General features: G+C 64.6%; 20 protein-coding genes and 1 pseudogene. 11 read left to right on the plus strand and 10 right to left on the minus strand.

The annotated features are described in order from the left end of the window. Positions 1-24: 24 nt before the first annotated feature. The gene (locus VF716_RS18045; RefSeq protein ID WP_045159226.1) at positions 25-1,110 is read left to right on the plus strand and encodes a calcium/sodium antiporter; all 1,086 of its coding nucleotides are present in this window, start codon (positions 25-27) and stop codon (positions 1,108-1,110) included. Positions 1,111-1,141: 31 nt separating this feature from the next. On the opposite strand, the gene VF716_RS18050 is transcribed toward VF716_RS18045, so the two are convergent. The 6 genes from VF716_RS18050 to VF716_RS18075 form a co-directional block, all read right to left on the minus strand. Further along, the gene (locus VF716_RS18050) at positions 1,142-1,567 is read right to left on the minus strand and encodes a bactofilin family protein (protein WP_045159225.1); all 426 of its coding nucleotides are present in this window, start codon (positions 1,565-1,567) and stop codon (positions 1,142-1,144) included. A 16-nt stretch (positions 1,568-1,583) separates the two neighbouring features. After that, a complete protein-coding gene (locus tag VF716_RS18055; protein WP_013981906.1) occupies positions 1,584-1,940 on the minus strand; it encodes a hypothetical protein in 357 nt (118 codons plus the stop codon). Continuing rightward, on the minus strand, positions 1,921-2,895 hold the full coding sequence (locus VF716_RS18060; protein WP_041755395.1) for a M23 family metallopeptidase: 975 nt from the start codon (positions 2,893-2,895) through the stop codon (positions 1,921-1,923). The genes VF716_RS18055 and VF716_RS18060 overlap by 20 nt, the downstream gene beginning before the upstream one ends. 197 nt (positions 2,896-3,092) lie before the next feature. Continuing rightward, positions 3,093-4,034, minus strand: coding sequence for an AEC family transporter (locus VF716_RS18065; RefSeq protein WP_011912193.1), 942 nt, complete (start codon positions 4,032-4,034; stop codon positions 3,093-3,095). Positions 4,035-4,161: 127 nt separating this feature from the next. Then, a complete protein-coding gene (locus VF716_RS18070; RefSeq protein WP_011912192.1) occupies positions 4,162-4,722 on the minus strand; it encodes a response regulator transcription factor in 561 nt (186 codons plus the stop codon). A gap of 33 nt (positions 4,723-4,755) precedes the next feature. Continuing rightward, on the minus strand, positions 4,756-6,009 hold the full coding sequence (locus VF716_RS18075) for an ATP-binding protein (RefSeq protein ID WP_013981903.1): 1,254 nt from the start codon (positions 6,007-6,009) through the stop codon (positions 4,756-4,758). Between the two features lie 153 nt (positions 6,010-6,162). Here VF716_RS18075 and VF716_RS18080 point away from each other — a divergent pair, with 153 nt between their 5' ends. The 6 genes from VF716_RS18080 (at position 6,163) to VF716_RS18105 (ending at position 13,049) form a co-directional block, all read left to right on the plus strand. Continuing rightward, the gene (locus tag VF716_RS18080; RefSeq protein ID WP_013981902.1) at positions 6,163-6,867 is read left to right on the plus strand and encodes an SIMPL domain-containing protein; all 705 of its coding nucleotides are present in this window, start codon (positions 6,163-6,165) and stop codon (positions 6,865-6,867) included. Positions 6,868-7,045: 178 nt separating this feature from the next. Continuing rightward, positions 7,046-9,268 carry a TonB-dependent receptor domain-containing protein gene (locus tag VF716_RS18085; RefSeq protein ID WP_125872847.1) on the plus strand — a complete coding sequence of 741 codons (2,223 nt, stop codon included), beginning with the start codon at positions 7,046-7,048 and terminating at the stop codon, positions 9,266-9,268. A gap of 157 nt (positions 9,269-9,425) precedes the next feature. Then, positions 9,426-10,019 carry a PepSY-associated TM helix domain-containing protein gene (locus VF716_RS18090; protein WP_017246392.1) on the plus strand — a complete coding sequence of 198 codons (594 nt, stop codon included), beginning with the start codon at positions 9,426-9,428 and terminating at the stop codon, positions 10,017-10,019. 9 nt (positions 10,020-10,028) lie between these two features. After that, complete coding sequence (locus VF716_RS18095; protein WP_014595931.1) at positions 10,029-10,538, plus strand: DUF2271 domain-containing protein; 510 nt, start codon at positions 10,029-10,031, stop codon at positions 10,536-10,538. Positions 10,539-10,552: 14 nt separating this feature from the next. Continuing rightward, positions 10,553-11,425 (plus strand): DUF4198 domain-containing protein, encoded by an 873-nt coding sequence (locus tag VF716_RS18100; protein WP_049325324.1) that lies wholly within the window; start codon positions 10,553-10,555, stop codon positions 11,423-11,425. Positions 11,426-11,495: 70 nt separating this feature from the next. Further along, entirely contained in the window at positions 11,496-13,049 is a 1,554-nt protein-coding gene (locus VF716_RS18105) for a sulfite reductase subunit alpha (protein WP_041755394.1), read from the plus strand. A 59-nt stretch (positions 13,050-13,108) separates the two neighbouring features. Here VF716_RS18105 and VF716_RS18110 read toward each other — a convergent pair whose 3' ends face one another. Then, entirely contained in the window at positions 13,109-15,370 is a 2,262-nt protein-coding gene (locus VF716_RS18110; protein ID WP_068506374.1) for a TonB-dependent receptor, read from the minus strand. A gap of 137 nt (positions 15,371-15,507) precedes the next feature. Between VF716_RS18110 and VF716_RS18115 the strand changes: the two genes are divergently transcribed. Next, positions 15,508-16,188 (plus strand): Fe2+-dependent dioxygenase, encoded by a 681-nt coding sequence (locus VF716_RS18115; RefSeq protein WP_011912183.1) that lies wholly within the window; start codon positions 15,508-15,510, stop codon positions 16,186-16,188. Further along, the gene (locus tag VF716_RS18120) at positions 16,188-16,946 is read left to right on the plus strand and encodes a tetratricopeptide repeat protein (protein WP_095460652.1); all 759 of its coding nucleotides are present in this window, start codon (positions 16,188-16,190) and stop codon (positions 16,944-16,946) included. The genes VF716_RS18115 and VF716_RS18120 overlap by 1 nt, the downstream gene beginning before the upstream one ends. A gap of 58 nt (positions 16,947-17,004) precedes the next feature. On the opposite strand, the gene VF716_RS18125 is transcribed toward VF716_RS18120, so the two are convergent. Further along, entirely contained in the window at positions 17,005-18,168 is a 1,164-nt protein-coding gene (locus tag VF716_RS18125; RefSeq protein WP_011912182.1) for a type III PLP-dependent enzyme, read from the minus strand. Positions 18,169-18,573: 405 nt separating this feature from the next. Between VF716_RS18125 and VF716_RS18130 the strand changes: the two genes are divergently transcribed. Next, positions 18,574-20,157 carry a peptide chain release factor 3 gene (locus VF716_RS18130; RefSeq protein ID WP_013981893.1) on the plus strand — a complete coding sequence of 528 codons (1,584 nt, stop codon included), beginning with the start codon at positions 18,574-18,576 and terminating at the stop codon, positions 20,155-20,157. Positions 20,158-20,213: 56 nt separating this feature from the next. Next, positions 20,214-20,638, plus strand: a pseudogene (locus VF716_RS18135) (endonuclease domain-containing protein). Positions 20,639-21,086: 448 nt separating this feature from the next. Here the strand turns inward: VF716_RS18135 and VF716_RS18140 are convergent. Together VF716_RS18140 and VF716_RS18145 are read right to left on the minus strand one after the other, a co-directional pair. Continuing rightward, the gene (locus tag VF716_RS18140) at positions 21,087-23,477 is read right to left on the minus strand and encodes a membrane-bound PQQ-dependent dehydrogenase, glucose/quinate/shikimate family (protein ID WP_279645408.1); all 2,391 of its coding nucleotides are present in this window, start codon (positions 23,475-23,477) and stop codon (positions 21,087-21,089) included. Between the two features lie 122 nt (positions 23,478-23,599). Beyond that, a complete protein-coding gene (locus VF716_RS18145; protein WP_279645407.1) occupies positions 23,600-25,339 on the minus strand; it encodes a PTS fructose-like transporter subunit IIB in 1,740 nt (579 codons plus the stop codon). Positions 25,340-25,343: the final 4 nt, after the last annotated feature.

Genomic DNA, 25,343 nt, shown 5'->3' on the forward strand with positions numbered 1-25,343 from the left:
TTTTCCTTAGTGGAGCCCTCTATCGTGACCCTGATGACCTTCGTCTATCTCATTGCCGGCCTGGTGCTGCTCGTTGCCGGCGCGGAGGTACTGGTACGCGGCGCAGCCAGGCTCGCCGCGCAGTTCGGCATTTCGCCGCTGGTCATCGGCCTGACCGTGGTCGCCTTCGGCACCAGCGCACCGGAAACGGCGGTCAGCGTGCAGGCTTCGCTCAATGGCAGTGGCGATATCGCCATTGGCAACGTGGTCGGCAGCAACATCGCCAACGTGCTGCTGATCCTCGGCATGACGGCACTGGTTGCGCCGCTGGTGGTGTCGCGCCAGTTGATCCGCCTCGACGTGCCGATCATGATCGGCGCCAGCCTGGTCACCTTCGGCCTGGCCTGGGATGGCCAGCTCAGCCGCATCGACGGCGCCATCCTGTTCAGCGCCGTGGTGATCTACACCCTGTTCCTGGTGATCAGCAGCCGTCGCGAGAGCGCGGCCGCTGCCGATGACGAGTTCGCCAAGGAGTTCGGTCTCGACGAACCGGCCAAACCCCACGCCGGCCTGATCAATGCCGGCCTGGTGCTCGCTGGGCTGGTACTGCTGGTCGTCGGGTCCAACTTCCTGGTCGAGGGTGCCGTCGCGCTGGCACGCGCGCTCGGCCTGTCGGAGCTGGTCATCGGCCTCACCGTGATCGCGGTCGGCACTTCGCTGCCGGAACTGGCCACATCGATCATGGCGGCCTTCCGCGGCGAGCGCGATATCGCGGTGGGCAACATCGTCGGCAGCAACATCTTCAACCTGCTCTGCGTGCTAGGCCTGGCCTCGCTGGTTTCGCCGCAGGCGATCGGCGTGTCGTCCAACGCACTGGCATTCGACTTCCCGGTAATGATCGCGGTCGCCGTGGCTTGCCTGCCGATCTTCTTCGCCGGCTACTGCATCAAGCGCTGGGAAGGCGCGCTGTTCCTCGCCTACTACGTGGCGTACACGCTGTACTTGGTACTGACCAGCACCGGCCGACCGTTCGCCGAGACCTTCGGCGATGCGATGATCGGCTATGCCATGCCGCTGACCGCCATCACCCTGCTGGTCATCGCCGCCCGCGCCTGGAAGGTCCAGCGCTAACGCCCTGGGCGGGCCGGAGCGGCCCGCCCGTTCAGCCTTCGCGCACCTGCGGCCGAGGCAGTTCGAGCACCTGCGCCGTTTCCTCTTCCTCCCCCATACGGCTGAGGGTGCCGTCGACCACGGCGCCATTTTCCATGCTCAGCTGGCGATAGCGGATATTGCCGCGAACCCGCGCATTGGAATGCAGCTCCAGCAGATGCTCGACAACAAGATCGCCAATGATGGTGCCGTCGATCAGCGCATCGTAGCTGCTGACATTGCCCTCGATCCGGCCCTCGGCGCTGAGTGCGAGCAGGCTGTGGGTGCCGGCCTTGTGGCGAACATTGCCTCGCACCTCGCCACTTACCTTCAGCCCTTCTTCGAACGTCACGTCGCCGACGAGCGACAGGTTGCCGGAGATCAGGCTGGAAAACTGGTCGATGGTGACGCGCGCCACCGGCTTCTTCTTGTTGAACATCACTCACTCCAGAAAGTTAACGAGCCTTCTTCTGTTGCCGGAAGAAGGCCAGGTCGGTCTGCAAGCGCTCGACCTGCGCGGAAAGGGTGGCGATACGCCGTAACAGCTGCTCCTCGGTGGCCTGGGCTTCCTGCCGCTGCAGCCGGGCATGCTCCAGCTCGGCACTGAGCGTCAGGTTTTGCTGATGCAGCACTTCGATCTGCCGCGCCTGGGCCGCCTGTTCGTCGAGCCGCAGGTACAGCAGTGCGCCGATCACGCAAAGCAAGGCGAGGATGATCAGGCGCCCCGCGCGAGCGCCGCGTGCTGCCTGCAGCCGATGTTCGGCACGTACCAGCTCGCGCGTGGACGGCCGCCTAGTCTTCAGCCAGGCCATCGCTGGCGCGCTCCAGATCGCCCAGTGCCAGAAAACGCTGTGGATCGACGAAGCGCCCCTTGTGCAGCACTTCGAAGTGCAGATGCGGGCCGGTCGAACGCCCCGTCGACCCCACCGCCCCGATGCGCTGCGCCGGCGTGACCACGTCGCCCTTGCGTACATCCAGCCGCGACAGATGAGCGTACCGCGTGACCAGGCGGTTGCCATGATCGATCTCCACCAGCTTGCCGTATGCGCCACGGTAGCCGGCGAAGCGCACCCGACCGCCGGCGGCCGCAACCACATCGGAGCCGCTCTTCAGCGCGAAGTCCACGCCGGAATGAAAGGCCAGGGTCTTGCGGAAGGGATCGATGCGGTTGCCAAAGGCAGAGCCCAGGCGCGCCTCGCCCACCGGCCGCCGGGATGGGATCGCCATCAGTGCCGCATTGCGCTCGGCCACCCGCTGCATCAGGCCATCGAGCAGCACGCGCATGCAGCGCGCCGAGGTCTCGCTGCGCCGCAGATCGGCCAGGGTCAGCGTCTCGCCATCCTGCGACAGCTCGCCGGCGCAGCCGCGGGGCGGCAACAGCACACCGCCCTGCCCTGCGCCGACGGGACGTTCCGGCGCCAGCACCGGCAGCAATGTCGGATCCAGCGCTGACAGCTGACCGTGCAGCTCACGCTGCTGGTCCAGCATCTGCTGTAAGGCGAGCAGATCGGACTCGAGGGATTTCAATCGGCCGACCACCTCGCCGACACGCGCAATGGCGAAGCGGCCCTCATCGGCGAGAGCAGGCTCGTCCAGCTGGACGCTCTCCTGCGGGCGCAGGTCGCTGCCAACCCAGACGCCGCCGGCGAAGCTGCCCAGACTCAGGCCCAGCACCAGAACAAGGCCCGGCACTGCCAGCCGCCGCAGATTCACCACGCGGATATCGTCACGCGTCAGCGACCGGTTCGAAGGTGTGAAAAATGCCATGAAAGATTTCCTGGAACACAAACCGGCTGCCTTGCTGGCATGCCGTCGAACGTTCCGGGCAATTTGACGGAAAAGCGGTTTTTTTTCTGAGGTCTGATGACCGATTACGACCATGGCGCAGTGATTCTTAAGCCATAAAGCCGATATCGATCACATTGACGATAAGCGGTAGCCGTCGCACCGTACTGATGGACGACTCAGGTCCAGCCCAGCCATCCCAGCACGAACAACCCGGCATTGATGCTCAGGGCCGCCATTAGTGTGGTGATGACGATGATGGTGGCGGCAAGCTGGTGATTGGAGTTGACGGCACGCGCCATGACGAAGCTCGCCGCGGCCGTAGGGCTGGCGAAATAGAGAAACAGGATGCCCAGTTCGGCGTTGCGGAACCCGCAGGCCCAGGCACCGAGCGTTGCAAGCGCCGGCAGCCACACCATCTTCATCAGGCTCGAGCTCAGCGCGCTGCCGCTGCTGGTACGCAGGGCGTCGAGCGACAGCGTGGCACCAATGCAGATCAGCGCCAGCGGCAGCGTCATCTGGGCGAAGTACTGCCCGGACGTCATCAGCCACCCCGGCAAGGCGATCTGCCAAAGGGCGAACGGCACCGCGGCGACAACACCGATGATCAAGGGATTGCGCAGGATGCTGAGCAGGATGTCCTTCGCCCCGACCTGGCCGGTCGGACTGTAGATGGCCAGGACCATCGCCGAAAGGCTGTTGTAGACCAGGATCACCACCCCGGCCAGCACCCCGCCGACCGAGAGCCCGTAGTCGCCGTAGAGGCTGCTGGCCAAAGCCAGCCCGACGATGCCGTTGTTGCCGCGAAAGGCACCCTGAACGTACACACCCCGGTCGGACACGGGGCAGCGCCACAGCGCCCAGACCCAGGCGACGAAGAACGTGGCTATCGTGGCGACGACGAAGTACAGCAATAGCGCAGGCTGCAGCGCCGCATTCAGGTCGGCCTTGATGATGGAGATGAACAGCAGGGTCGGCATGGTGCCCTTGAACACCAGCGCCGACGCGGTATAGACGAATGCCGAGTCGATCCAGCCGAGGCGCTTGAGCGCGACGCCGAGAAACAGCATGGCAAACACCGGAGCGGTAACGCTCAGGGTCTGCAGGATGAGGGGAAGCATGGATGACGCCTGCGACTACGGAAGCGCAAGCATAAAGCATGAGCGCCGCCCGGGCCCAACCGCCGCAGAGTGGACGGTCAGCCCCTGACGCTCGCCAGGCGGGCGTGCCCGGCGCTGGTGCGTTGGCTCAGCGACGAACCGGTCGCTTCTGCAGCTTGCGTTGCAAGGTCCGCCGATGCATCCCCAGCGCACGCGCAGTGGCGGAGATGTTGCCGTCGTGCTCGCTCAGCACGCGCTGGATATGCTCCCACTGCAGGCGATCGACCGACATCGGGTTTTCCGGCACCAGACTGTCGAGGTCGGCATGCTGCGACAGCAGCGCGGCCAGCACATCATCCGCATCGGCGGGCTTGCACAGGTAATTGCAGGCGCCGCGTTTGATGGCTTCCACCGCCGTGGCGATGCTGGAGTAGCCGGTCAGGATCAGCACCCGCATCTCCGGGTCGAGCTCGAGCAGCTTGGGCAACAGCACCAGGCCCGAATCACCCTCCATCTTCAGGTCGAGGACCGCGTAATCGGGAACGTCCTGCTTGGCCAGCGCCAGGCCCTCTTCGGCCGAACCGGCGATACTGACCTGCAGTCCGCGACGGCTCATGGCGCGCGCCATTACCCGGGTGAACGTGGGGTCGTCATCCACCAGGAGCAGATGAGGCTGTTCCTCACCCTCTTGCTGCAACTCGTCGGTCATCTGTGCATTTCCTCGCATTGGTCACGATCAGGTTCACGCGCGTACCGAGCCGTGCGGCAGGCGCAGCTCGGTCAGTGTGCCACCTTCTTCGTGATTGTAGAGCTTCACCGTGCCGCCAGCGCGGGTGACGCTGGCCTGACTGAGAAACAGACCAAGGCCGAAACCTTTGCCCTTGGTCGTGATGAAGGGGCGGCCAATCTGCTCGGCAATGGCCAGCGGCACGCCGGCGCCATGGTCGCGAATGGTCAGCCGGATCCACTGCGCATCCCAGTCCAGACGAATCTCGAGATCTTCCGGGCTGGCATCGGTGGCGTTGTTCAACAGGTTGAGCAGCGACTGGCTGAGGTCCGCCGGTGGCATCAGCTTGGGCGCGCTGCCAAGGCCCACGCAGTGGAAGCGGTAGGTGGCCTCGGGACGCATGAGGTGCCAGCGCTGCAGCACCGATTCGACCCACTCGCGCGCCGTCTGCTCGACCACGGCCTGCCGCCGGTCCGCCTCGGCGGCGCGAACCAGCTGGCGCAGGCTTTCCTTGCAGAGCTGGACCTGCGACTGCAGCAGGCCGAGATCCTCGTTCAACTGCGGGTCGTTGTATTCCTGGCGCAACTCCTTGAGCAGCACGCTCATGGTCGCCAGCGGCGTGCCCAGCTCATGGGCGGCACCGGCGGCCTGGGTCGCCACGGCCAGCAGCTGCTGGTCACGCATGCTCTCCTCACGTCGCTGGGCCTGCTGCTGCTCCTGGCGGCGCAGTTGCTCGGCCATGCGCGCGACGAAGAAGGTGATCAGCGCCGCCGCCAGGGCGAAGCTCAGCCACATGCCATAGACCTGCAGCGTGGCGCGCTCGAACGGCGGCAGGGTGAGCGGGTCGTACCACACCAGCATCAGCGTGTAGCCCAGCAGCGCCAGCCCGGAAAGCACGATGGAATACAGCCAGGGCAGTGTCGCCGCGGCGATGGTCAGCGGAACCAGGTAATAGGAGACGAAGGGGTTGGTCGAACCACCGGAGTAGTAAAGCAGGGCGCTGTGGATCAGCAGGTCGCAGCCCAGATGCACCGCATATTCGAGCTCGGTGACCGGCCAGGGCCCGCGCAAGCGCAGCGCCGTTCCCAGGCAAAGCACAGCGGACACCGCCAGGGTGATTCCCAGCGCCAGCCAGGGCAGCGTCAGCAGCTGGGTTGCGTAGGCCACACCCACGGCACCGGACTGTGCGGCCAGCACCACGATGCGAATTAGGGTCAGAAGCCGAAGGTTCTGCCGGCTGGCGGACAGCAGCGGGACGGATGCGTACATGGAGTCTCCAACAATTCGGCGGAGTATAACCAAGCCGTTCGCAAGCCAGCCCAAAATGCGGCAACTCGACGCACGGACTGCTGCACACATTCGCTGGCGGAGTTAGAGTCTTGAGCTACCGCACCGCCCCGGTGCCCATGCCAAGGACCCGTTATGCACCCATCCCTCCTCCGCCGCGCAGCCTTCGTCGCCGTGCTCGCGAGCGCTACCAGCCTGCCCGCCATGGCCGAAGAGGCCCGCTACAACCAGGTGGCCCTGCGCGCCGAAGTCAGCAGCGAAGTGGCCCATGACCGTATGCACGTCACGCTCTACAGCGAAGCACAGCACAGCGACCCCGCCGAGCTCGCGGCGCAGACGACTCGTGCGTTGAACCAGGCGCTGCAGACCGCTCGCCAGAACAAGGACGTGATCGTCAGCCAGGGCAGCCGCAACAGCTATCCGGTCTACGACGACAAGGGTCAGCAGATCACCGGCTGGCGAGAGCGTGCCGAGCTGCGCCTGGAAAGCGGCGATTTCGCCAGCCTGTCGAAACTGACTGCCGAACTGATGAAGAGCCTGAAGATGGGCGGCATGTATTTCAGCGTCTCCGATCCGATCCGCAAGCAGAACGAGGACGCTCTGCTCAAGGATGCCGTAGCCGCGTTCCAGGCCCGCGCCCAGCTGGCGACCGAAGCCCTGGGCGGCAGCGGCTACAAACTAGTGAGCCTCAACCTCAACGGCGGCGGCTTTCAGCCGGTCATGCGTAGCAGCGCGATGAAGATGGACATGATGGAATCAGCACCGGTACCGGAGATCGAGGCAGGCACTCGCCAGGTGACGATCAACGCCGACGGCGTCATCGAAGTTCAGATGCCATGACCGAAACTGACCGTTCGGACCACTTTTAAATATCTGCTTACAAATGGCCAGCCCGCGCCATGCAAGGGCTGGCGACCGATTGGACATTACAAATGAGAACTTGATGCAGTAAAGCGTAAATTCTCGTTTACGAATGATTATCATGCGGGCGCCAACGAGACGGCTACAAGGAGCCCGCATGTCTATCCCCTTCGCACGTACCGCCCTGTCCTGCGCCATGATCGGCTGCAGCTGGACGGCCCTGGCCCAGAACGCGCCTGTCACGCTCAACGACACGGTCGTCAGCGCCTCCGGCTTCGAACAGAAGATCACCGAAGCACCGGCGAGCATCAGCGTCATCAGCCGTGAAGATCTGCAGCAGAAGCGCTACAACAACCTGGCGCAGGCTCTGGGCGACGTGGAAGGCATCGACATCGGCCAGGGCACGGGCAAGACCGGCGGATTGAATATCAGCATCCGCGGCATGCCGAGCCAGTACACCCTGATCCTTATCGACGGGCGCCGTCAGAACGCGGCGGGCAATGTCACGCCCAACGGCTTCAATGAAACGTCCACCAGCTTCATGCCGCCACTGTCTGCCATCGAACGCATCGAAGTCATCCGCGGCCCGATGTCGACGCTCTATGGTTCTGACGCCATGGGCGGCGTGATCAACATCATTACCCGCAAGGTGGCCAAGGAATGGACCGGATCGCTGACGCAGGACTACACCTACCAGGAAGATCGCGACTTCGGCGATACCCGCAACACCAGCATCTACGCCAGTGGCCCGCTGGTCGATGGCTTGCTGGGCCTGCAGCTGCGCGGAAGCCTGTTCGATCGCGAAGCGTCCGACCTGAGCTACGGCAACGGCATCGAAGTGAGCAAGCGCGGCCCCTCTCCGGTCGAGGGCCGCACGCATAACCTGGGCGCCCGCCTGAGCTTGACCCCGCACGAGGATCACGATTTCGGCCTGGACGTGGAACGTGGTCGCCAGGTCTACAACAACGACGAATGTCAGCTCGGCAGCCTTGATGGCCAGAATCAGGAATGCACCGCCAATGCGGCCACCCGGGCAAATGGTTACGCCGACGAGCTTCGTTTCGAACGTGAGCAGATCGCGCTCACCCATACCGGCCGTCTGGGTTTCGGCACGCTGGAATCCAGCCTAATGCACAACACGACCGAAACCATTGGCCGCACCATTCCGGGCACAATCGGCACCCCGACCGCAGTCCCGGGTGCCATCGGCGGTGCGCCACGCGAACTGGAGACGACCAATCTGGTACTGGACACCAAACTGGTCGCGCCGGTGGGCGAATCGCACATCGCCACGGTTGGCGGCCAGTGGTGGAAAGCCGAGATGGACGACGGCATCGCTCAGACCACGTTCGAGCAGAAAACCTGGGCCGTCTTCGCCGAAGACGAGTGGCGCCTGCGCGAAGATCTGGCGTTGACACTGGGTGCCCGCTACGACGATCACGAAGCCTTCGGCGGTCATGTCAGCCCACGCGCCTACCTGGTCTGGAATACCTCCGAGAATTGGACCATGAAGGGTGGTGTGAGCCGCGGCTACCGCACGCCGGACCTGAACGATCTCCACTCCGGCGTGAATGGCGCCACACGTCAGGGCCAGGTCATCACCATCGGCAACCCTGATCTCGAGCCGGAAACCACGACGAGCACCGAATTCGGCGTGTATTTCGACAGCCTGGCTGGCTTCAATGCCAACGCCACGCTGTTCCACAACAAGTTCAAGGACAAGATCGCCAGCGGCGACCCCATCCAGATCACCGGACGCCCGGGAATTCCCGACGGCAGTTATGCGCAGCAGATCAACATCGACGAGGCCGTCACCCAGGGCCTGGAACTCGCCGCAAGCTGGGCATTCGCCCCAGCCTGGACGCTGAGCGCCAATTACACCTACACCGACAGCGAGCAGAAGAGCGGTGACAACAAGGGCGAACCCCTGACCAACACGCCGGAGCACCTCGCCAATGCGAAGCTGAACTGGCAGACCACCGACCGCCTGAATCTCTGGTTGAAGAGCGAGTACCGCGGCGAGCGTGCCCGCTTCACGTCCTCGTACGAGAACCTTGCCGATAACGGCCGTTACTCCACCAATCAGTCCATCTACGACACACTGGGCAAGAACACCAAGGCGTACACGCTGTTCCATCTGGGCGGCTCGTACCGCGCCTCGGAAAACCTGACGTTCAACGCCGCCATCTACAACCTGCTGGACAAGGACTTCGTCGATGGCAGGGCTTACGGCACTTACAGCTATGCCAACTCTAATCCTGCGACTCTCCCAACCATAGGCACCGCCTATGGCACCGACTTCTCCCACTCCACCGCCGGGACTACCGGGGTGATGGAAGAAGGCCGCCGTCTGTGGCTATCCGCCAACTTCACCTTCTGACCGCCCAGAAGACGACGAGCCGGGTTGGACCCGGCTTCGTTGTTTCCGGTACAGCCTGACAGCAAAGACGCGAATGTATGCTGTTTGTAAATCTTTAGCATCTCTGTGAGCAGGCACCCTAGAATTCGCACCACTCTTCTCCAAGGTAAGGATCACCATGCGTCTGTGGCTCGGCACGTTGCGCCAATGGCACTGGATCAGCTCCGCGCTGTGCCTGGTTGGCATGCTGCTCTTCTCGGTCACGGGCATCACCCTCAACCACGCCGGCCAGATCGAAAGCAAACCGCAGGTGCAAAGCCGCGCTGCGCAGCTTCCCGAATCGCTGCTCGCCAAACTGCAAACCGAAACGCCCGAGTCGGGTCTGCCCGTCGAACTGCGCGCTTGGCTGGAGCAGACACTGGACATTCGCCTGGCCGGGCGTGAGGCCGAATGGAGCGATGGCGAACTCTATGTCGCCCTGCCGCGCCCCGGCGGCGATGCCTGGCTGAGCCTGAGTAGCGAAACCGGCGAACTGGAATACGAGTCGACCGACCGCGGCTGGATCGCCTACTTCAACGACCTGCACAAGGGCCGCCACACCGGTGAGGCCTGGAGCTGGTTCATCGACTTCTTCGCCGTTGCCTGTGTGGTGTTCAGCCTCACCGGCCTGCTGCTCCTGCAACGTCACGCCGGCAACCGGCCCAGCACCTGGCCGCTGGTAGGCCTGGGGCTGGTGGTACCGCTGCTGCTGGCGCTGCTCTTCATTCATTAAGGACTGCCCATGCGTAAACGCCTGTTGTTGCCCCTCGCCCTGCTCAGCGCCCCGCTGCACGCGGCGGACCTGCAGCTGGACGTGGAAATCCCGCGTCTGGATGTCGCCGAGTACCACCGCCCCTATGTCGCCATCTGGCTCGAGCGACCGGACCAGGGCCATGTCGCCAATCTGGCGGTGTGGTACGACACCAAGCTCAAGGACAAGGAGGGCGAGAAGTGGCTCAAGGACCTGCGCCAGTGGTGGAGACGCAGTGGCCGCAGCCTGGAAATGCCGGTCGACGGTGTCAGCGGTGCCACCCGTGCCGTGGGCAGTCACAGGTTGCAGTTCTCCGACCGGCAGGCGCCACTCAAGACGCTGGAAGCGGGCGAGTACCGCGTCGTGGTCGAAGCAGCCCGTGAAGTCGGCGGCCGCGAACTGCTGCGTGTGCCGTTCAGCTGGCCGCCTAAACAGAGCGCCGAGCACCAAGCCCAGGGTCAGAGCGAACTGGGCGCAATCACCCTCAAGCTGACCCCATGAACAGGACCCACGCCATGAAACCCGTCATCAAATGGACCACCCTGGCGCTCGCCGTCTGCCTGCCGTTGTCGGCCCAGGCCCACCGCGCCTGGATGCTGCCCTCGGCCACCGTACTCTCCGGCGAAGAGCCGTGGATCACCGTAGACGCTGCCGTTTCCAACGATCTGTTCTACTTCGAACACGTACCGATGCGCCTCAAGGGCATCGGCGAGGCAGCCCAGGCGCCGGCAGGCGGCCCGCCGGGCATGCGCCGGCCGGTTCCCGAACTGCAGATCATCGCGCCGGATGGCTCGAACGTCTCCGCGCAGAACGGCAGCATCGGCCGCTACCGCAGCACCTTCGATGTACAGCTGAGCCAGAAAGGCACCTACAAGCTGGCCGTGGCCAATAATGGCCTGTTCGCCAGCTGGAAGGAAAACGGTCAGCCGCGCCGCTGGATGGGCACCGCGGAAAGCTTCACCAAGGAAGTCCCGGCGAAGGCCGAAGGGCTCAAGGTCAGCCAGACCAGCAACCGCATGGAAGTGTTCGTCACCTCCGGCGCGCCATCCACCGAAGTGCTCGCACCGACCGGCCAGGGCCTGGAGCTCAAGCCCGTCACCCACCCCAACGACCTGTTCGCCGGCGAAGCGGCAGACTTCGTCTTCCTGCTCGACGGCAAGCCGGCCGCCGATGTCGAGATCAGCGTGATTCCGGGAGGCAACCGCTATCGCGACGAGCTCGGTGAGATAAAGGCGAAAACCGACAAGGACGGCAAGGTGAGCATTACCTGGCCAGAAGCGGGCATGTACTGGATGGAAGCCGAGCTGACCACCGACAAGGGCGTCAGCAAGCCGGCCACCGAGCGCCGCGCCAGCTACAGCGCAACCCTGGAAGTGCTGGCGCCCTGACGCGCCGACCAGGTCCGAGCCGTCGTAACGGCTCGGGCCAGCCTTTTCCCCCTCGTCGATGAGCCTTCCGTTGCACTCATCCCTCTTAGCGCTTCTGCGCGCCTGGCCGCTGTACAGCTGTATCGCCGTCGCGTCCTGCCTGCTCTGGTGGCAACCGGCGCGGGAGGTCAGCGCGGCAGTGGTGATCGCGCTCTATCTCGCGCTTTCGCTACGCTGCTGGCATGGACGGTTGCGCCCGCGCGCGGCCGTCGATGGCCCGGCACAGCTGGTGATCGCCTATGCCAGCCAGGGCGGTCAGGCACAGGACTTCGCCGAACGCAGCGCAGCGCAGCTGCGCGACGCGGGCCAGCAGACGCTGCTGCTGCCGCTCAATGCGCTGGACCCGAACCACTGGGCGGCCCCGCGCATCCTGTTCGTCGTCAGCACCTACGGCGAAGGCGAGGCACCGGACAATGCGGCCCGCTTCGAGCAGCGGCTCGCCGCCGATGGCATTCATGCGCAATCGCTGGAATATGCCGTACTGGCCTTCGGTGATCGCCAGTACCGGGATTTCTGTGCCTTCGGCCGCCGTCTCGACGAGCGTCTGCGCCAGCTGGGGGGCTTGCCGTTGTTCGACCGGCTGGAAGCCGATCGCGGCGATCCTGGCGTGCTGCGTCACTGGCAACATCAGCTGGCCCACCTGAGCGGCGACAGCAATTTCAGCGACTGGCTGCCGGCACCCTATCAAATCTGGCGCCTGACCGGCCGGCACTGCCTCAACCCTGGCAGTTCCGGTGCGCCGGTACAACTGCTGACTCTTGCACCGCCGAGCGAACAGACATCATGGTGCGCAGGCGATATCGTCGAGGTAGGCCCGCGCCACGCGCTCGCACGCATCGAAGCCTTGTTGCACGATGTGGGCCTCGACCCTCATGAATTGTTCGACGGCCAAAGCCTGGCCGCACAACTGTCCAGAAGGCATCTGCCCGCCACGGGCGACCTGCACGGCCTCGACGCCGAGGCACTGCTGGCCTTGCCGCCGTTGCCACACCGCGAATATTCCATCGCCTCAATACCGGCGGACGGCGCCGTGCAGCTGGTGGTACGCGAAGCCTTCCAGGCCGATGGCACTCCCGGACTCGGTTCCGGCTGGTTATGCCGCTACGCGGCCATTGGCGAAGAGATCGATCTGCGCATCCGCAGCAATCCCGCATTCCACGGCCCGGACGCCGCCACACCACTCATCCTGATCGGCAACGGCACGGGCATTGCCGGACTGCGTGCGCACCTGCGCGAACGTGCCGCCCATCCGGGCTCGCGCAACTGGCTGCTGTTCGGCGAGCGCAACGCGGCACATGACTTTCTCTTCCACGAAGAATTGGCACAGTGGCGTGAAAGCGGCCATCTGCAGCGGCTGGACCTGGCGTTCTCTCGCGACCAGCCTGAGAAGCGCTACGTGCAGCACGTCCTGCGGGATGCGGCAGACGACCTGCGCCACTGGGTCGCACAGGGCGCGGCGATCTATGTCTGTGGCAGCCTCGAGGGCATGGGCCAGGAGGTGCAGCAGATACTGCTGGGGCTGCTCGGCCAGACGCGACTGGAGCAGTTGAGCGAACAGGGACGCTATCGCCGCGACCTGTACTGACGCCTGATAACGACAAAGGCCGCTTCGAAGAGCGGCCTTTGTTCTTTCACGCCTGCGGATCAGAAGTGGAAATTGGTGCTCAGCAATGCGGTCCGACCGGCTGCGACATGAGCATAGTGGCTGCCGTAGACCTGATCGAAGTAGCGCTTGTCGGTCAGGTTCTGCACGTTCAGCTGCAAGTCCAGGTTCTTGTTCACGCGATAGGCCGCCATGGCGTCGTAGCGCCAGTACTCAGGCACCTCGATGTTATTGGCCGCATCGCCGAAGCGGGAGTCGACATAGGTGGCGCCGCCACCGATGGTCAGGTCCTGGGTGAGGTTGTAGGTGTTCCAGAAGCTGAAGCTGTGCTTCGGCGTGCTGGGCACCTCATTGCCGTCATACAGGCCCTCGACGTAGATCGGGTTGGTCCGCGTGCCGATATTGGCGGCACCGGACTTGACCAGTTCGGCGTCCAGGTAGGTGTAGCTGGCGAACACCTGCCAGTTGCGGGTGAGTTGACCAGTGGCGCCCAGTTCCAGGCCATCGACCCGGGTTTCACCGATGCTTTCCTGGAAACCGCTGGCGTTGGTCACCCGCGCGTTGGTCTTCTCGGTGCGGAACAGCGCGGCGGTCAGGCCGAGACGCTCATCGAGGAAGTCCCACTTGGTGCCGATCTCGTAGTTACGGTTGCGCTCGGGATCGAGAATCGCGTTGTTGACGCTGAGCGCATCGGCACCCTCTCCACCGGTCTCGCCGGACGGGTTGCTGGAGGTCGACCAGGCCGCGTAGAGGCTGCCGTTGGGCAGCGGATTGAAGACCAGGCCTAACTGGTAGTTCCAGAAGTGGCTCTTGTTCTCCGGCCGCGTCACCACTCCGGCGGTGGAGACGGCCTTCTGCTCAGTTTCGTAGTCGTCGTAGCGCAGGCCCATGTTCAGCGACCATTGCTCGTTGAACTTCAGCGTATCGAATACATAGGCCGCCAGCGTTTCGGTGTCGGTATCGGTCGTCGCGGTGCTGCGCGCAATGCTGCCGGTCCAGGCATCCTTGGGGCTCGGGTTGTACAGGCTGGTGCAGTCACCGGACGCCAGGTGCGCCGGCGTACAGGTGTTGCCGCTGGTACCCGGAGTCACTATGTAGGGTCGGTTGTGCACCCCCACATCGCTGATCTCGACGCCCGTTACCAGGGTGTGCTCGATGCTGCCGGTATCGAACCGTGCGGTCAGGTCGGTCTGGTTGACCCAGCTCTGGGTGTTGGAGTTGCGGCTCTTGGCAGAGCGCGAAACCAGGCCATTGGCCACGTTGCCACGCGAATCATCCGGGTTGGTGACGATGTAGTCCAGGGTGGTGCGGGCGATACGTGTGGTGTTGGAGACGGTCAGGTTCTCGTTCAGGTCGTGCTCCAAACGGATCGTGCCGGCATCCGTGGTGCTCTCGCGGAAATCGCGACCTTCCAGGCCATAGAAGTTGTCCCGATCGACCTTGGCGGGCTCGCGGCGCGGATTGCTCGGCGTCGCCACCGTCAGCGGAATGCCGTAATCCGGGATGTCGTCGGTTTCCAGGTGGTAGTACGACAGCGTCGCGCGGGTCGGCGTATCGAAGCCGAAGGTGATGGTCGGCGCCACGCCCCAGCGGCTGACGTCAACGCCATCGCGCCCGGCGACGTTGGCTTCGTGCTTCATCAGGTTCAAGCGCCCGGCGACGTTGTCGCCGAGCACGCGGTTGACGTCCAGCGTGTAGCGGCGCGTCTGGTCCGAGCCGAGGGTGACGCTGGCGTCGCCGAAGTCGCGCTGCTTGGCGGTCTTGCTGATCAGATTGAGGCTGCCACCCGTGGAGCCCGCGCCAGTGTAGGCCGACCCCGGCCCCTTGCTCACCTCGATGCGCTCGACGTTGAAGATCTCGCGGGTTTGCGAGCCGACATCACGCAGGCCATCGATAAAGGTGTCGCTCTCGGCGTTGAAGCCGCGAATGATCGGCCGGTCACCCGCCGGGTTGCCGCCCTCACCCGCACCGAAGGTAATGCCGGAGGTGGTACGCAACGCGTCGACCAGCGTGAGCGAGCCGGTGTCGCGGATCACCTGATCGGTGATCACGGTGACCGATTTTGGGGTCTCGCGCAGCGGCGCGGTGTACTTCTTCGAAGCGGAGGTATCGGCTTTGTAGCTTTGCTCCTGCTCGCCGATCACGGTCAATTCGTCGAGCGCGACCGGCGCATCGCCGCGGGCGGCAGTGGTGTCCGGCACGGACTGGGCAATGGAGGGGGCGGAGAAAGCGGTTAGGGCAACACCGATAGCCGAAGCCAACACGCGGGGTGGCTGGGCCAGTTCGAGAGACTGACGCGACATGGAATGCAGATCCTCAGGAGTTAATGCAACTGCGAATTGCTATTATTAGCGGATGGCATTCTGATACATTCTGTCGCACTCTGAAACATCTAAATGCAAACTAATATCGTTCAACCTTTTCCTTCTGCCGGTGTCCCATGCTGCTACGCATTGCCAATGTGTTTTCCCGCGAAGAAACCGCCCGTATCCGCGTCGCGCTGGAACAGGCTGCCTGGCAGGACGGTCGGGTAACGGCCGGCTACCAGTCGGCCAAGGCGAAACACAACCTGCAGCTGGCCGAAGACGACCCGCTCGCCCGCGAGATCGCCGAAGCCATGCTGCAGCGTCTCTGGCAACATCCGCAGTTCATGTCCGCCGCGCTGCCGAGCAAGGTCTTCCCACCCCTGTTCAACTGCTATACGGCCGGCGGCGAGTTCGGCTATCACATCGATAACGCGGTGCGGCAGGTGCGCAACAGCGCCGAGCGCGTGCGCACCGACCTGTCCGCCACGCTGTTCTTCAGCGACCCCGACGAGTACGACGGCGGGGACCTGGTCATCCAGGACACCTACGGCACCCAGCGGGTCAAATTCGCTGCCGGCGACATGGTGCTCTACCCCAGCACCAGTCTGCACAAGGTCGAGCCGGTAACCCGCGGCGCACGGCTGGCCTCGTTCTTCTGGATTCAGAGCCTGGTGCGCGAGGACGCTCAGCGCACGCTGCTTTACGAGATGGATCAGGCCATTCAGCAGCTGACTGCCGATGTGCCAGACCACCCGTCCCTGGTGCAGCTGACGGGCACTTATCACAACCTGCTGCGGCGCTGGGTCGAGGTCTGATGCAGCATCTTCTGCGCCGTGAGGAAACACTCGACACCACCCAGCTGGGCGATCTCGCCGAACAGCCGCAGCGTGCCGCGCGATTGGTACTGGCGGCTGCGGCGAACGGGGAAATCGAGGCCCAGGCACTGCTCGGTCAGATCCTGCTGGAAGGTTACGGCATCCAGGCCGATCCGACGCTGGCCCTGACCTGGTTCGACATCGCCGCCGAGCGCGGACATGCCATGGCCTGCAACATGGCCGGGCGCTGCCACGAACACGGCTGGGGTTGCACAGCCGATACGAAGCGCGCCGCCGACTACTACCGCCGCGCCGCCGATCTGGGGCTGGACTGGGGCATGTACAACCTCGCCAACCTGCTGGCCACCGGACGTGGCGTGGTGAAGGACCACACGACCGCCTACCGGCTCTATCGTCAGGCTGCCGAGCTTGGTCATGCCAAGTCGATGAACCTCACCGGCCGCTGCCTCGAAGACGGCTGCGGCGTGGCCCGGGATGTCACCGCGGCACACGCCTGGTATGCACGCTCGGCCGAAGCCGGCGACTTCCGCGGGCAGTTCAGCCACGCTGCCGTACTGCTGGCACAGGGCCAATGGGAGCAGGCCCGCGGCTGGCTGGAGCGCGCCTTGCGGCTCGGCCATCTCAGGTTTATCGAGACCGCGCTGGCCAGCCTGCAGGTGGCCGAGCTGCCACCGATCGCCGATATCATCGAGGCCTACGCGCGACGACGCGACGAGCTACGCGCCGGGGCGCGGTGAGCGAAAGGCGGAAACGAAAACGCCCCGCAGGGCGGGGCGTTCGTGCAGCGACTAAGGCTTAGATGTAGTAGGCCTTCAGCGGCGGGAAGCCGTTGAATTCGACGGCGCTGTAGCTGGTGGTGTAGGCACCGGTGGACAGCCAGTACAGGCGGTCACCGATGGCCAGATTCAGCGGCAGGCCGTACTTGTAGTTCTCGTACATGATGTCCGCGCTGTCGCAGGTCGGACCGGCGATCACCACTTCCTCCACCTCACCCTTCTTCTCGGTGTAGATCGGGAACTTGATGGACTCGTCCATGGTTTCGATCAGACCGCTGAACTTGCCCACATCGACGTACACCCAGCGCTCCACGGCGGTGCGCGACTTGCGTGCCACCAGCACCACTTCGCTCACCAGAATGCCGGCATTGGCGATCAGCGAGCGGCCCGGCTCGAGGATGATTTCCGGCAGGTCGTCGCCGAAGTCTTCCTTGAGGAAGCGGATGATCTCCTCGGCGTAGGTTTCCAGGCTGTTGGTGCGGGTGATGTAGTTGGCCGGGAAGCCGCCACCCATGTTGATCATCTTCAGCTCGATGCCGTCTTCTTCCTTCAGGCGCTCGAAGATCACCTTGACCTTGGCGATGGCGGCGTCCCAGACGGAGATGTCGCGCTGCTGCGAGCCGACGTGGAAGGAAATGCCGTACGGTTCCAGGCCCAGCTGGCGGGCAAGAATCAGCAGATCCATGGCCATGTCGGTCTGGCAGCCGAACTTGCGCGACAGCGGCCAGTCGGCCGTGGTCGATCCTTCGGTAAGGATGCGTACATAGACCTTCGCGCCCGGCGCGGCCTTGGCGATGTTGCGCAGGTCGGCTTCGGAGTCGGTGGCGAACATGCGCACGCCCTTCTCGAAGAAGTAGCGGATGTCCCGGGATTTCTTGATGGTGTTGCCGTAGCTGATGCGCTCCGGACCGACGCCGCGGGACATGACCTTGTCCAGCTCGTAGATCGAGGCGATATCGAAGCTCGAGCCCTTGTCACGCAGCAGGTCGATGATTTCCACCGCTGGGTTGGCCTTGACGGCGTAGTACACCTTAGCGAATTCGAAACCGGCGCGCAGGTCGTCGTAGGCCTTGCTGATGGTTTCGGTGTCGATCACCACGAACGGGGTTTCGTGCTGGTCGGCGAAGGCCTTCATCTTCTGGAAGGTGGCGCGCGGGAAATAGTCTTCGATCTTGACCGTCATGCGTGGGACTCCAAAAACGGGAAACAAAAGTCGGATGAGGGGTGAAGGGCGTCAGCCCTGACAAGAACGCCTGATCAGTTTCCCCACTTTGGTTCGCCTACTTCCCAAGGCATGTCGCCGAGTATCACGTGGATCTCTCGTCGTCAGTACTTGAGCCGGATGGATCGTTGCCAGCATGGACGTTCGGGCGCGAACTTTAGGACCAAGGGGGGCATAGATCAATCAAAAAAACGTCCCGATTGCGCATCCGTTTCGAGTTGTTGTCGATTCAAAACAAAGCGTCATGGAAACTGCACAAAACGGCCGATTTCCGCTGCCGTGCGGGCCGCAGGGAAATCCATTTGCCGCTATAATCGCCGCCTTTTTTGACAGACCGACTACTCGTCGACGGGTTCCTTAATTCCGATGACCACTCAGGCCGCCGAAGTCGCGAAGCGCCGTACCTTCGCCATCATCTCGCACCCCGATGCGGGCAAGACCACCATCACCGAAAAACTGCTGCTGATGGGCAAGGCGATCGCCGTCGCCGGCACGGTGAAATCGCGCAAGTCCGACCGCCACGCCACCTCCGACTGGATGGAGATGGAAAAGCAGCGCGGCATCTCCATCACCACCTCGGTGATGCAGTTCCCCTACCGCGAGCACATGATCAACCTGCTCGACACCCCCGGCCACGAGGACTTCTCCGAAGACACCTACCGCACCCTGACCGCGGTGGACTCGGCACTGATGGTGCTCGATGGCGGTAAAGGCGTCGAGCCGCGCACCATCGCCCTGATGGACGTCTGCCGCCTGCGGGATACGCCAATCGTGAGCTTTATCAACAAGCTCGACCGCGATATCCGCGACCCCATCGAACTGCTCGACGAGATCGAGGCGGTGCTGAAGATCAAGGCCGCGCCGATCACCTGGCCGATCGGTTGCTACCGCGACTTCAAGGGCGTGTACCACCTGGCCGAGGACCGCATCATTGTCTTCGTGCCCGGCCATGGCCACGAACGCATCGAGACACGGGTCATCGACAAGCTCGATTCCGACGAGGCCCGCGCGCACCTGGGCGACATGTACGACGATTTCGTCGAGCAGCTGGAACTGGTCCAGGGCGCCTGCCACGAATTCGACAAGGACGCCTTCCTGCGCGGCGAGATGACCCCGGTCTTCTTCGGCACCGCGCTCGGCAACTTCGGCGTTGACCATGTGCTGGACGCCGTCGTCGACTGGGCACCGAAGCCGCTGGCGCGCGTCGCCAACGAGCGCACCGTGGAGCCGGTCGAGGAGAAATTCACAGGCTTCGTGTTCAAGATCCAGGCGAACATGGACCCCAAGCACCGCGACCGCATCGCCTTCATGCGCATCTGCTCGGGCAAGTACGAGAAAGGCATGAAGATGCGCCACGTGCGCATCAAGAAGGACCTGAAGATCGCCGACGCGCTGACCTTCTTCTCCAGCGAGCGGGAGATGCTGGAGGAAGCCTGGGCCGGCGACATCATCGGCCTGCACAACCATGGCACCATCCAGATCGGCGACACCTTCACCGAAGGCGAAGTGCTGGGCTTCACCGGCATCCCGCACTTCGCCCCGGAACTGTTCCGCCGCGTGCGCCTGAAGGATCCGCTCAAATCCAAGCAACTGCGCCAGGGCCTGCAGGAGCTGGCCGAGGAAGGCGCCACCCAGGTGTTCTTCCCCGAGCGCAACAACGACATCATCCTCGGCGCGGTGGGCGTGCTGCAGTTCGACGTGGTCGCCAGCCGCCTGAAGGAGGAATACAAGGTCGAGTGCGCCTACGAGGCAATCAATGTCTGGTCGGCGCGCTGGATCGAGTGCAGCGACGAGAAGAAGCTCAAGGAATTCAAGGACAAGGCCTACGAGAACCTTGCGGTGGACGGCGGCGGCCACCTCACCTACCTGGCCCCGACCCGCGTCAACCTCAGCCTGATGGAAGAGCGCTGGCCGGAGGTGAAGTTCCGGGCGACGCGCGAGCATCATTGAGGCAACCGATCGCCTCGCGCTGATCAAGCGAGTTCTCGCACGGATGCGAGAGGCCTATACCGACACAAGGATGTGCGACGCCTGCCGAACGCCCATCGCCCGAACACCGTCACTTCGCCCGATCGCTTCGCAGCCAGCTCACCGATTGCGAGCGCCTGCTGTGGCGGCAGCTGTACAATCGCGGCTTAGCGGGATTCAAGTTCCGGCGGCAGCCCCCGTGGCCGCCCTATGTGCTGGACTTCTATTGCGCCGAGCTGCGGCTGGTGATCGAGCTCGATGGCGGGCAACACCATGACGCCGCCGGGCTTGCGCGGGATCAGCTGCAGCGCATCTGGAGCGCCAGGGGCTGGAGGTGCTGCGTTTCAGTAATCTGGACGTATTGCAGAATCTGGACGACTTTCTGACGGAGCTGTTGCGCAGGATCGAAGCCCGCGCCCCTCACCCCAACCCTCTCCCCAGCGGGGAGAGGGGGCCTGAATGAAGCCACCGAATCATCCGTACTTGGCGGGCACATCATGCATTCCACCCTACACCGGACCGGCAACCCAACTCGGTGCAGTCCCCTCGCCCCTCCGGGGAGAGGGCTAGGGTGAGGGGCTGGCCGCCATGCCTAGCGCCGCAACTAAAACCCACAGCCCTATCAGCTACTCCTCAAGCGTCCAGGCGATCAATGAATCACCCAGTTTGGTACCGAGCGAGTTATGCCGGTATGGGTCGAAGCCCGGCCTCGCCCCTTCCTCCCCAACGGGGAACGGTGGCCTGAGTGAAGCCACCGAACCATCCTTAGATGGCAGGCACATCATGCATTCCACCCTACACCGGACCGGCAACCCAACTCGGTCCAGTCCCCTCTCTCCTCTGGGGAGAGGGCTAGGGTGAGGGGCTGGCGGCCATGCCTAGCGCCGTAACTACCCCTTACCCCCTATCACCTACTCCTCAAGTGTCCAGGCGATCAAGGAATCACCCAGCTTGGTGCCGAACGAGCCATGCCCGCCGGCCATCTGCACCACGTACTGCTTGCCGGTCTTCTCGGACACATAGGTCATAGGCGTCGCCTGGCCACCGGCGGGCAGGCGGCCTTTCCACAGCTCCTTGCCGTTTTGCAGATCATAGGCGCGCAGGTAGTAATCCAGGGTGCCGCTCATGAAGGCCACACCACCGGCAGTGACGATCGGCCCACCCAGCGCTGGCGTACCCACCGGCAGAGGGATGCCCAAGGGCGCGCTGTCGCGGCTGGTGCCGTTCTTGTGCATCCAGACCTTCTTCATGCTGCGCAGGTCCAGCGCGGTGACGTAACCCCAGGGTGGCGTCTGGCAAGGCAGGCCGAGCACCGACAGGAAGGGCTCCAGCCGCACCATGTACGGCGCGCCGAGGTTCGGCTGCAGACCGGTCTCGCCGCCACCGGAGCGCTCGTTCGGGTCGACGTCGCTGCGCTTGACCATGGTCGAGACGAAGGCCAGGTAGTTCGGTGCGCCGAACAGCAGCTGGCGGCTCGGATCGACGGCCACGGACGGCCAGTTGAAGGTTCCCACGTTGCCCGGGTAGATCAGCGAGCCCTGCTCCGACGGCGGCGTGAAATCGCCCTCGTAGCGCAGCTGGCGGAACTGGATGCGGCACATCATCTGGTCCAGCGGCGTGCCACCCCACATGTCGCGCTCGCGCAGTGGCTCGTCCGGCGCGTAGCTTACGGCCGAATAGGGCTGCGTGGGCGCGGTGAACTCGCCGTAGTCGGTGCCTTGCGGCACGGGCATCTCGTCGACCGGCACGATGGGCTCGCCAGTACGCCGGTCGAGGATGTACAGGTCGCCGCGCTTGGTCGGCTGGATGATGGCCGGGACCTTGCCCTGCGGCCCGTCGATATCCACCAGCGTGGGCTGCGAGGGCAGGTCGCGATCCCAGAGATCGTGGTGCACCGTCTGGAATTCCCAGCGCACCTGGCCGCTCGCTAGGTCCAGCGCCACCAGGGTGTCGGTGAAGCGCTCGGATTCCGGCGTGCGCGGTTGCGCCCACTGGTCCGGCGTCTGGTTGCCGGTGGGGATGTAGACCAGCCCCAGCGACTCGTCGGCGGTGGCGATCGTCCAGGAGTTCGGCGTGCTGCGCACGTAGGTTTCGCCGGGGGCCAGGGGCTCGGTGGCGTCCGGATTGCCCGGGTCGAAATTCCATACCAGCTCGCCGCTGCGCACGTCATAGGCGCGGATCACCCCGCCGGGGGAATCCACCGCACCGTTGTCGGTGATCGAGCCACCGACGATGACCAGCTTCTCGGTCACCACGGGCGGCGAAGTCGGCAGGTAGACGCCCAGCGCGCCCTCGCCCAGCCCGGCCTTGAGGTCCACCGTGCCGGCATCACCGAAGTCCTCGCAGGGCTTGCCGTCGGCAACGTCCAGGGCGATCAGCGTGCCGTCATTGGTCGGCAGGAACAATCGGCGCTCGCAACGCGCAGCCGGCTCGGCCGCAGAGGCCGGCGCCTGGCTGTAGGCCGTGGCGTCGTGGTAGGCCAGACCGCGGCAGGTCATGTGCTGGTAGTACTCGGCATCGCGATTGATGCTCGGATCGAAGCGCCAGCGCTCCTCGCCGGTGTCGGCATCCACCGCGATGGCGATGCTGTGCGGGGTGCAGATGAACAGGTTGTCGCCAACCTTCAGCGGCGTGACCTGGTAGGTGATCTCGCCGGGGTCGCCCTCGCCCGGCAGATCGCCGGTGTGGAACTCCCAGGCCTTCTTCAGCTTGCCGACATTGGCCGGCGTGATCAGGTCCGCCGGTGCGTAGCGGTCGCCCCGGTCGGAGCCGCCATAGGCCGTCCACTCGCTGGCCCGGCGTCCGGCCTGACCTTCCGGGGCCAGACCCTGCATCTGCGCGTCGCTGAACTCACCGGTGATCGAGTGGTAGTCCTGCGTCAGCGAATAGCCTGCCATCAGCGCACCGGCCAGCAGGCCGATCCCGAGCAGACCGCTAGCACCGTCGCGCCAGATCAGCCGATCGCTGACATGGCGATTGACGAAGGGCAGGATCAGCCAGAGCCCGAGGATGCACCAGAGATCGATCCGCGGCGCCAGCTGCCACCAGTCGAAGCGCACTTCGTAGAACGTCCAGGCCAGCGTGCCCAGCAGCAACGCCGCGTACAGCCAGATCGCCGCGCGCCGCCGGGCGAGCAGCAGGCCGGCCACCACCAGCAAACCGACACCGGCGGCCAGGTAGTACCAGGAACCGCCCAACGTCGCGAGGTAACCGCCGCCGATGGTCATGAGCGCACCCAGCACCAGAATCACCAGGGCGGTCAGGGTGATACGCAGGGGCCGCGGCCCGTAGTCGATACTCATCGCAGTCTCCAGCCAGATCGATGCAAAGCAAAAAGCTGGCGAAACCTTCTGACACAAAGTCTTCGCCAGCTTGTAGTGGATACGGCGCGGAGCGCTTTAGTTCAGCCCTTTTGGCCTGCCGGTCAGGCGGCAGCACCGACCGCAAGCGGCTGAGTCTCGGGCCGCTTGATCAGCGCATAGACCACCCCGGTCAGCAGGCTCCCGGCCAGGATCGCGACCAGGTAGAGCAATGCATGGTTGATCGCGTTGGGGATCAGCAGCACGAAGAGGCCGCCATGGGGCGCCAGCAGCTTGGCACCGAACGCCATGGACAGCGCGCCGGTCAGCGCACCGCCGGCGATGCTGGCGGGAATCACCCGCAGCGGGTCCTTGGCAGCGAAGGGAATCGCGCCCTCGGAGATGAAGCAGCAACCCAGCACCAGCGCGGCCTTGCCCGCTTCGCGCTCGGTCTGGGCGAACTTGCGCCGTGCGATCAGCGTGGCGATGCCCATGCCGATCGGCGGCACCATGCCGGCGGCCATGGTCGCGGCCATCGGCGCGTAGCTTTGCGAGGCGAGCAGCCCGACGGAGAAGGCATAGGCCGCCTTGTTCACCGGCCCGCCGAGATCGACGCACATCATGGTGCCCAGCAGCAGCCCGAGCAGGATGGCGTTGGAGGTGCCGATGGTGTCGAGGAACTCGGTGAGCCCGGCGAGCAGCTTCGCCACCGGCGTGCCGACGACGTAGATCATCACCAGGCCCGTCACCAGGCTGGCCAGCAGCGGAATGATCAGGATCGGCTTGAGCGATTCGATGCTGGCCGGCAGTGGAATCCAGCGACTCACCGCCTTGGCCGCATAGCCGGCGACGAAACCGGCGATGATGCCGCCAATGAAGCCCGCGCCGAGCGTGCCGGCCAGCAAGCCGCCGATCATGCCGGGCGCCAGGCCCGGGCGGTCGGCGATGGAATAGGCGATGTAGCCGGCCAGCAGCGGCACCATCAGCTGGAAAGCGGTTTCGCCGCCGATCTTCATCAGCGCGGCGGCCAGGGTGCCCTCCTCCTTGAACGCCTCGATGCCGAACACGAACGACAGTGCGATCAAAAGACCGCCGGCCACCACCATCGGCAGCATGTAGGACACCCCGGTGAGCAGGTGCTTGTAGACGCCGGTCTTCTCCGCTTTCTGTTCCCCTGTCGCGGCGCCTGCCGTGACGCCACCGCCGAGCACGGCCGCTTCCTGCAGCGCACGATCCAGCGTCGCCTCCGGTTGCTTCAGTGCGACACCGGTGCCGCAGCGGAACACGCGCTTGCCGGCGAAACGGGTGACATCCACCTCGATATCGGTCGCCAGCAGCACCGCGTCGGCCGCCTCGATGGCCTGGGGGTCCAGCACGTTGCGCGCGCCCACCGAGCCACGCGTCTCCACCTGCAGGTCGTAGCCCTTGCGCGCGGCGGCCTGCTGCAGCGCCTCGGCGGCCATGAAGGTGTGCGCCACGCCGGTCGGGCATGCGGTGATGGCCACCAGCTTGGGTTTGCCGGCGGACGGCGCGGCGTCGGCTCCGTCAACCGGCGGCAATTCGGTCGCGGTATCGGCGGCGCTGCGCAGGAAGCCTTCCGGGTCGAGCAGGGCCTCGGACGGGGTCGACTGCACGACACGCTTGCCGACGAAACGCGCAAGCGGCAGAGGCCCGGTCTTGACCACCACAACCAGGTCGGCCTCGGCGATCTGTTCGGCCGTGAGCGGCGAGCCGATGGCCTTGGGATCGTGGACTTCCACGGCGGTCGACCAGCCCAGGCGATGAGCCGCGGCTTCGAGCAGGCGCGAGGTCAGCACGCTGGTGACCATTCCGTTGGGGCAGGCCGTGATGATGAGCAGATTCATTCCT

This window comes from Stutzerimonas sp. Brlt_14, from assembly GCF_051948915.1.
In the GTDB taxonomy this organism is placed as follows: domain Bacteria; phylum Pseudomonadota; class Gammaproteobacteria; order Pseudomonadales; family Pseudomonadaceae; genus Stutzerimonas; species Stutzerimonas stutzeri.

Excerpts from the sequence above, each read along its gene's own strand:
- VF716_RS18120 (WP_095460652.1), top strand. The coding sequence starts at position 16,188 with ATGCAGCATCTTCTGCGCCGTGAGGAAACACTCGACACCACCCAGCTG.
- VF716_RS18085 (WP_125872847.1), top strand. The coding sequence starts at position 7,046 with ATGTCTATCCCCTTCGCACGTACCGCCCTGTCCTGCGCCATGATCGGC.
- VF716_RS18100 (WP_049325324.1), top strand. The coding sequence starts at position 10,553 with ATGAAACCCGTCATCAAATGGACCACCCTGGCGCTCGCCGTCTGCCTG.
- VF716_RS18130 (WP_013981893.1), top strand. The coding sequence starts at position 18,574 with ATGACCACTCAGGCCGCCGAAGTCGCGAAGCGCCGTACCTTCGCCATC.
- VF716_RS18140 (WP_279645408.1), bottom strand. The coding sequence starts at position 23,477 with ATGAGTATCGACTACGGGCCGCGGCCCCTGCGTATCACCCTGACCGCC.
- VF716_RS18055 (WP_013981906.1), bottom strand. The coding sequence starts at position 1,940 with ATGGCCTGGCTGAAGACTAGGCGGCCGTCCACGCGCGAGCTGGTACGT.
- VF716_RS18090 (WP_017246392.1), top strand. The coding sequence starts at position 9,426 with ATGCGTCTGTGGCTCGGCACGTTGCGCCAATGGCACTGGATCAGCTCC.
- VF716_RS18060 (WP_041755395.1), bottom strand. The coding sequence starts at position 2,895 with ATGGCATTTTTCACACCTTCGAACCGGTCGCTGACGCGTGACGATATC.
- VF716_RS18080 (WP_013981902.1), top strand. The coding sequence starts at position 6,163 with ATGCACCCATCCCTCCTCCGCCGCGCAGCCTTCGTCGCCGTGCTCGCG.
- VF716_RS18065 (WP_011912193.1), bottom strand. The coding sequence starts at position 4,034 with ATGCTTCCCCTCATCCTGCAGACCCTGAGCGTTACCGCTCCGGTGTTT.
- VF716_RS18075 (WP_013981903.1), bottom strand. The coding sequence starts at position 6,009 with ATGTACGCATCCGTCCCGCTGCTGTCCGCCAGCCGGCAGAACCTTCGG.
- VF716_RS18145 (WP_279645407.1), bottom strand. The coding sequence starts at position 25,339 with ATGAATCTGCTCATCATCACGGCCTGCCCCAACGGAATGGTCACCAGC.
- VF716_RS18125 (WP_011912182.1), bottom strand. The coding sequence starts at position 18,168 with ATGACGGTCAAGATCGAAGACTATTTCCCGCGCGCCACCTTCCAGAAG.
- VF716_RS18095 (WP_014595931.1), top strand. The coding sequence starts at position 10,029 with ATGCGTAAACGCCTGTTGTTGCCCCTCGCCCTGCTCAGCGCCCCGCTG.
- VF716_RS18050 (WP_045159225.1), bottom strand. The coding sequence starts at position 1,567 with ATGTTCAACAAGAAGAAGCCGGTGGCGCGCGTCACCATCGACCAGTTT.
- VF716_RS18070 (WP_011912192.1), bottom strand. The coding sequence starts at position 4,722 with ATGACCGACGAGTTGCAGCAAGAGGGTGAGGAACAGCCTCATCTGCTC.
- VF716_RS18110 (WP_068506374.1), bottom strand. The coding sequence starts at position 15,370 with ATGTCGCGTCAGTCTCTCGAACTGGCCCAGCCACCCCGCGTGTTGGCT.
- VF716_RS18115 (WP_011912183.1), top strand. The coding sequence starts at position 15,508 with ATGCTGCTACGCATTGCCAATGTGTTTTCCCGCGAAGAAACCGCCCGT.